Below are 7,127 nucleotides of genomic sequence, written 5' to 3'. Positions count from 1 at the left end.
GTATCATTGTTTCCATCGGTATGTCTCTGGGAGGTCTGACCGGATACGCTATCAACCCGGCGCGGGATCTGGGGCCGAGACTGGCCCATGCGGTGCTGCCCATTCGAGGAAAGGGAAGCTCCGACTGGGACTACGGCATTGTGCCGCTGGTGGGGCCGATTCTCGGTGCGATTGCGGCGGTGGCGTTGTATGCGGCAATTCCGTGGTAAATGGAAAATGATAGAATTACGTTGGCGGGTAAAAAGATTATAAGAAAACAAAATTGGGATAAAAGAAGAGAACCTGACAGGAAGAACGCATGAGGGTGCGGGAGCTTGTCGGGTTCCTTTTTTGCTCTATTGGAGATATCTGTATGTGCGAAAATATGCACAAAATAGAAAGGAGTATCTATGTACGATGTAATCATAGTAGGCGCAGGCGTCTCCGGCGCAGCCTCCGCCCGGGAGCTGTCCCGCTGCGCGGCCCGCGTCTGCGTCCTGGAAAAGGAAGAGGATGTCTGCTGCGGCACCTCCAAGGCCAACAGCGCCATCGTCCATGCCGGCTATGACGCCGCGCCCGGCAGTCTGATGGCAAAGCTCAACGTGCGCGGCAATGCGCTGATGGGCGATCTGGCAAAAGATCTGGATATCCCGTTCCGGCGCATCGGTTCCCTGGTGGTCTGTCTCTCCGAGGAAGACATGCCGGGCCTTCAGGCACTCTACGACCGGGGACAGGCGAACGGCGTCCCGGATCTTCGTATCATTTACCACGACGAACTGCTGCAGATGGAGCCTAACCTGTCGGAGGAGACCTATGCGGCTCTCTATGCGCCCACGGCGGGCATCGTCTGTCCCTTCGGCCTGAACATCGCCCTGGCGGAAAATGCGGCCATGAACGGTGTGGAGTTTCATTTTGACACGGAAGTACAAAGCCTGGAACGGAGGCAGGGCGGCGGCTGGATTCTGCATACCAGCCAGGGCTCCTATGAGACCCGTCTGGTGGTCAATGCAGCAGGTGTCTATGCGGATGGTTTACATAACATGATAAGCTCCGGGAAGATCCACATCACGCCGCGCCGCGGTGATTACTGTCTCCTGGACAAAACCACAGGGTCCCATGTAAACCATACCATTTTCCCCTTGCCAGGCAAATATGGAAAAGGTATCCTGGTGTCCCCTACGATCCACGGCAATCTGCTGTTAGGCCCTACTGCCATTGATGTGGCGGATCCGGAGGCCACGAACACCACTGCAGACGGCCTCGCTCAGGTGCTGGAAAACGCGGGCCGCTACGTAAAGGAGATTCCTTATAAAAATGTTATCACCTCCTTCGCGGGTCTGCGCGCCCACGAGGACGGCCATGAATTCATCATCGGTGAAGTCCCGGGTGCAGAGAACTTCATTGACTGCGCCGGCATCGAATCGCCCGGTCTCACCAGCAGCCCGGCCATCGGTGAAATGGTGGCGGAGATCGTGCGGGCAAAGCTGGAGTTGTCCGAGAAAGAACATTTTATTTCCCGGAGAAAGGGCATTATGAATCCGACGCAGCTTCCCGACGGGGAACGGCAGGAATGGATTCGTCGGCATCCGGCATATGGACATATCGTTTGCCGCTGCGAACACATTTCCGAAGGGGAAATTCTGGACGCGATTCACCGGCCTCTGGGCGCGCGATCCCTGGACGGAGTTAAGCGCAGAGTCAGGGCGGGCATGGGCCGCTGCCAGGGCGGCTTCTGTTCACCGCGGGTCATGGAGCTTCTGTCCCGGGAATTGGACATCCCGCTGGAGCAGATCACCAAGCGGGGCGGCGCGTCCACGCTGCTCTGTGGTCAGAATAAGGACAGCTTATAGGAAGGGAGGATTTATCATGCAGACTTATGATATCGTTATCGTTGGCGGCGGCCCGGCGGGGTTGGCGGCGGCTCTGGCAGCCCGGGAAAATGGCGTAGCAGATATCCTGATTCTGGAACGGGAAGATCGGCTTGGCGGCATTCTGAACCAGTGCATCCACAACGGTTTTGGCCTTCACACCTTCCAGGAGGAACTGACCGGACCGGAGTACGCGGCCCGCTATATCGAAAAAGTCGAGGAACTTCAGATTCCTTATAAGCTGCAAACCATGGTGCTGAATATTATGCCGGACAAAAGGGTCGCGGCCATGAACCGGGAGGATGGACTTTTCGAGGTTCAGGCAAAAGCGGTGATTTTGGCCATGGGCTGCCGGGAGCGCCCCCGGGGCGCTCTGAATATTCCGGGCTTTCGCCCCGCTGGAATTTACACAGCAGGAACCGCCCAACGCCTGGTAAATATTGAAGGTTTTCTGCCCGGCCGGAAAATCGTGATCCTGGGATCCGGCGACATCGGCCTCATCATGGCCCGCCGCCTGACCCTGGAGGGAGCCAGGGTGCAGGCTGTGGTTGAGATTCTCCCGAAATCCGGCGGCCTGCAGCGGAACATCGTCCAGTGTCTGGAGGATTTCGATATTCCGCTATTGCTGCGTCATACGGTGGTGGATATCAAAGGCAGGGAGCGGGTCAGCGGCGTGACCGTGTCCGCCGTGGACGAACAGGGCAAGCCCATTCCGGGCACCGGTCAGGAATACGACTGTGACACCCTGCTTCTCTCTGTGGGCCTGATCCCGGAAAATGAGCTGACCCGGGAACTGGGCGCGAGAATGGATCCGGCTACCCACGGTCCGGTGGTCAACGAGAAGCTGGAGACTACCATCTCCGGCGTCTTCGCCTGCGGCAATGTGCTGCATGTCCACGGTCTGGTGGATTCCGTGTCCGAAGAAGCGGCGGAGGCCGGGAAAAATGCGACGGTTTACATAAAACAGACAGAGGAGCGGCGCCTGACCTGTATTATTTGCCCGAAAGGATGTTCCTTACGCGTCCGCCTGGAAGCTGGCCGGGTGACGCTGGTGGAGGGCAACCACTGTAAGCGGGGCGCGCAGTACGCCGAAAAAGAGGTGACGAACCCCACCCGCACCGTGACGACGATCATTCCGGTTCGGGGCGGCCGTGAGAAAATGCTGTCGGTGAAGACGCGGACCGACATCCCGAAAGCGAAGGTGCAGGCCTGTATGCGGGCTCTGAAGAGCGTGACCGCGGAGGCCCCGGTGCAGATCGGTAACGTGATTCTGGCGGACGTGGCCGAGACAGGTGTAGACATTATTGCCACAAAAGAAATTTCAGAAATTTAAGACAACTCCACCGGGAAAGTATGGTTATCAAAATTTAAAGAAAATGCATGATAAAAAATTGACAATCTCGCGGGCGAAAGGTATAATCGGGATATGGCAGGAAGGCGGAAGCCTTTGAAGGTTTGGACGGGTAACATGCAATGCGACAGCGAAAACAAGGAGGAAAAGAGGTATGCAGAATTTTGATGTCATTGTTGTTGGCGGCGGTCCGGCCGGGTATAACAGCGCTGAGTACGCAGCTCACCATGGAAAGAAGGTGCTGCTGGTGGAAAAGAAGAGCCTGGGAGGAACCTGTCTGAATGTGGGATGTATCCCGACAAAAACCTTTCTTTACGCGGGAAAAATGTACCATTACGCATCGGGGGCCGGAGAAGCGTACGGTGTAACGGCGGAGGGTCCGGTTCACGTGGATCAGGCTGCAGTAGTGGAAAAAAAAGACGAGGTTGTGAAAATGCTGGTGCAGGGCGTAGGCAGTGCCCTTCGCCGCAGCAAGGTAAAAGTAGTAAACGGAACAGCGAAGCTTGGCAGATTGGATGGAAAACCTGTGGTGTTCGTAGGAGAAGAGACCTATACAGCGGAGAATTTGATTCTGGCTACCGGTTCGACTCCTACAGTACCGCCTATCGAAGGTGTGAAAGAAGGTATGGCGGACGGAACGGTCATGACCAGCGACGAGATCCTGGATATGAAGGAGATCCCGAAGAAGCTTCTGGTCGTGGGAGGCGGAGTCATTGGTTTTGAGATGGCGGCTTATTTTCAGGAGGTTGGAGCAAAAGTAACCGTGATCGAGATGCTGGATAAGGTCCTGGGCGGCAATGATCGGGAGGTCAGCGGGCTGCTTCAGAAGGAGCTGGAGAAAAAGGGTGTGACCTTCCAGCTCTCCTCCAGAGTGAAAAAGCTGGCAGGCGGAGTCGTGACTTATGAAAAGGACGGAAGGCTTCAGCTGGCAGCTTATGATAAGGCTCTGATGTGCGTGGGCCGTCGTGCCAACAGCCAGATCGAGGGCCTGGAGGAGTTGGGCGTACAGACCGAGCGGGGAGCCATCGTGACAGATGAGCATATGCAGACCAACGTGCCGCATGTCTATGCTATCGGCGATGTGAACGGCAAGGTCATGCTGGCCCATGTGGGCTACCGGGAAGGCGAAGTGGCTGTAAACCATATCCTAGGCGAGGACGACGCCATGAGCTACGATGCGATCAGCGGCGTGGTTTACACCAGCCCGGAGGCGGCCTTTGTAGGTTTGTCCGAGGAGCAGGCGAAGGCGTCAGGCCGGAATTATGAGGTGAAAAAGGTATCCATCAATTTCAGCGGACGCCATGTGGCGGAGAACGGCTTAAGCAACGGTATCTGCAAGCTGATTGTGGATAAGAACAAAGAAACGCTTATCGGGGCGGCGCTGATGTCATCCTACGCGTCGGAGTATATCTATGCGCTGGCGCTGATGATTGACCTGCAGCTTCCGCTGAGACAGGTTCGACGGACGATTTTCCCGCATCCCACGGTGTGTGAGATTATCAGGGAAGCACTTATGAATTAAAGATACGGCGGAATGAATGATGGGAACGAAAATGACAGCCTGGCACACGGGAAATGCGGGCGTAGTAATACAGGTTCTTAATATAGAAGAAAAGGGCTGCGCGGCCATCGGCTTCGACGTGTTTGCAAGGCAGCCCGGCGGGCTTTACCCTGACACGCCGGAGGCGATTCGGCAGGAGCTTCTGCGGGATATCCGGGAAAAGAAGCTGGGAACGCTGGTATTTACCCATGAGCACGCGGATCATTTCTGCCCGGAGGACGTGGCGGAGGCCCTGAAAATGAATCCGGATCTCCGCATCATTTCCACGGAGGAGACCATTCGGCGGATCCGGGCGCTGGAGCCGGAGGCGGGACGGCTGACGGCTGTGGCCGCGTCCGAGCAGAAATACCGGGTCATGACCTTGCCGGGTATGCGTCTGACCCTATTCAACAGCATTCACATGGGCGACCGGTTTGCGGATATCCAGAATCTGGTCTGCCTTCTGGAGGCTGGAGGAAAGCATCTGATGCTGCCGGGGGACGCCAGGCCTGAAAAGTTTCTATATGAAAGGACAGCGGTCTGGTCGAAGAAGATCGACTGGCTGATTGGCCCATTTCCACTGATGGGTCTGCCCTCCTCCAGGCGGCTGATAACCCGGTATCTGGAACTGGGAGATGTGCTGGCGATTCATCTACCCCGTCCCGATAAGGATACGGAGAGCTGGCGAAAAAACGCGCAGCACATCTGCGAGACGGCGGGCGACGGGCTGCCGGTACCGGTGTTCGGTGACGGTACCGGAAAGCGCTATGAACTCTGAAAAAATACCCAAAAATGCCCCGAAAATCCAATGTTTTTTTACAGAAAAACCCCTTGACACAGGGGGTTTTTCTTATTATACTAATCTAGTGTGCGCGAAAAGCGTATAGTATTTTTGCGCGCCTGAAACAGTCGAATTACCGACACAGCAGCCTGACAGGGCCGGCAACATTGCCTGCCACTCATCACAGGAGGTGAAAGGAATGCCAACATTCAACCAGTTAGTTAGAAAAGGACGTCAGACAACTGTAAAGAAGTCTACAGCGCCCGCCCTTCAGAAAGGATTCAACTCTCTGAAGAAGAAAGCAACTGATACATCCGCACCGCAGAAGCGTGGCGTTTGTACCGCAGTAAAGACCGCTACCCCGAAGAAACCGAACTCTGCTCTTCGTAAGATCGCCAGAGTACGTCTTTCCAACGGTATCGAGGTAACAAGCTATATCCCCGGAGAAGGACACAACCTTCAGGAGCATAGTGTTGTTATGATCCGTGGCGGTAGAGTAAAGGACCTGCCCGGTACCAGATATCACATCATCCGTGGTACCCTGGATACAGCAGGAGTTGCAAAGAGAAGACAGGCACGTTCCAAGTACGGTGCCAAGAGACCGAAAGACGCAAAAAAGTAATTTAAAGGTCGTTTGGTTTTGTAACTAGTACAGGTAACACGCTGTGAACAGAAATAAGGTAACATCACGGTCACTAGGTTCGGCAGAGCCTCACCAAGTGTCCGGATGGGCGTTTGCACTAGGCTCGAAAGTACCTCGCCAAGTGCGCACAGCCAGTGTTCACAGTAACAGAACTATTCGTTGGATAGACAATTGTCTATATTGCCGGAATGAAATATCGTCCCTTAGGCTGCGGGTCGTATATAGATTTGCCGTGCACGACACAAGTAGAAAGACACATGTGAGTACCTGAGAATTAAGAGTGAATCTTACTGAATCACAGATTCGGTAAGCATGTATTAAGGAGGGAAGTATTGTGGCACGTAAAGGACATACTCAGAAAAGAGATGTATTAGCGGATCCGCTGTACAACAACAAGGTAGTCACCAAGCTTATCAACAACATCATGCTGGATGGTAAGAAGGGCGTGGCTCAGAAAATTGTTTACGGAGCATTCGAGAGAGTAGAGGCTAAGACAGAAAAGCCGGCTCTGGAAGTATTCGAGGAGGCAATGAACAACATCATGCCGCTTCTTGAGGTAAAGGCAAGACGTGTCGGCGGAGCGACCTACCAGGTTCCCATCGAGGTTCGCGCTGATCGTCGTCAGGCTCTGGCTCTGCGCTGGATGACCATGTTCTCCCGTAAGCGCGGTGAGAAGACCATGGAAGAGCGTCTGGCAAATGAGATTATGGATGCAGCCAACAACACAGGCGCATCTGTAAAGAGAAAAGAGGACATGCACAAGATGGCAGAAGCAAACAAGGCGTTTGCTCACTATCGTTTCTAATTATTTGAGGAGGAAAATCCCGTGGCTGGAAGAGAATATCCATTGGAGAGAACCAGAAATATCGGAATTATGGCTCATATCGATGCTGGTAAGACCACACTGACAGAGCGTATTCTGTATTACACTGGTGTAAACTATAAGATCGGTGATACTCATGAAG

8 protein-coding genes are annotated in these 7,127 nt (G+C 54.4%); all 8 read left to right on the top strand.

The window, feature by feature from the left end:
* Positions 1-209: aquaporin (locus ACTRC3_RS11245; RefSeq protein ID WP_440323130.1), on the top strand; the 209-nt coding region annotated here is incomplete at its 5' end.
* Between the two features lie 180 nt (positions 210-389).
* Positions 390-1,829 carry an NAD(P)/FAD-dependent oxidoreductase gene (locus ACTRC3_RS11240; RefSeq protein ID WP_440323129.1) on the top strand — a complete coding sequence of 480 codons (1,440 nt, stop codon included), beginning with the start codon at positions 390-392 and terminating at the stop codon, positions 1,827-1,829.
* Positions 1,830-1,845: 16 nt separating this feature from the next.
* Positions 1,846-3,180, top strand: coding sequence for an FAD-dependent oxidoreductase (locus ACTRC3_RS11235; RefSeq protein ID WP_440323128.1), 1,335 nt, complete (start codon positions 1,846-1,848; stop codon positions 3,178-3,180).
* Positions 3,181-3,352: 172 nt separating this feature from the next.
* A complete protein-coding gene (gene lpdA, locus ACTRC3_RS11230; protein ID WP_440323127.1) occupies positions 3,353-4,720 on the top strand; it encodes a dihydrolipoyl dehydrogenase in 1,368 nt (455 codons plus the stop codon).
* Between the two features lie 16 nt (positions 4,721-4,736).
* A complete protein-coding gene (locus ACTRC3_RS11225) occupies positions 4,737-5,516 on the top strand; it encodes an MBL fold metallo-hydrolase (RefSeq protein WP_440323126.1) in 780 nt (259 codons plus the stop codon).
* A 202-nt stretch (positions 5,517-5,718) separates the two neighbouring features.
* Entirely contained in the window at positions 5,719-6,141 is a 423-nt protein-coding gene (gene rpsL / locus ACTRC3_RS11220) for a 30S ribosomal protein S12 (RefSeq protein WP_158363525.1), read from the top strand.
* A 355-nt stretch (positions 6,142-6,496) separates the two neighbouring features.
* The gene (gene rpsG, locus ACTRC3_RS11215; RefSeq protein WP_178038305.1) at positions 6,497-6,967 is read left to right on the top strand and encodes a 30S ribosomal protein S7; all 471 of its coding nucleotides are present in this window, start codon (positions 6,497-6,499) and stop codon (positions 6,965-6,967) included.
* A 21-nt stretch (positions 6,968-6,988) separates the two neighbouring features.
* Positions 6,989-7,127, top strand: a 139-nt coding sequence (locus tag ACTRC3_RS11210) for a GTP-binding protein (RefSeq protein WP_440323131.1), incomplete at its 3' end; no start/stop codon positions are given.

Origin of the sequence: Laedolimicola sp., from assembly GCF_051972735.1 — a bacterium.
In the GTDB taxonomy this organism is placed as follows: domain Bacteria; phylum Bacillota; class Clostridia; order Lachnospirales; family Lachnospiraceae; genus Laedolimicola; species Laedolimicola intestinihominis.
This window is presented reverse-complemented; position numbering and strand designations above follow the sequence as displayed.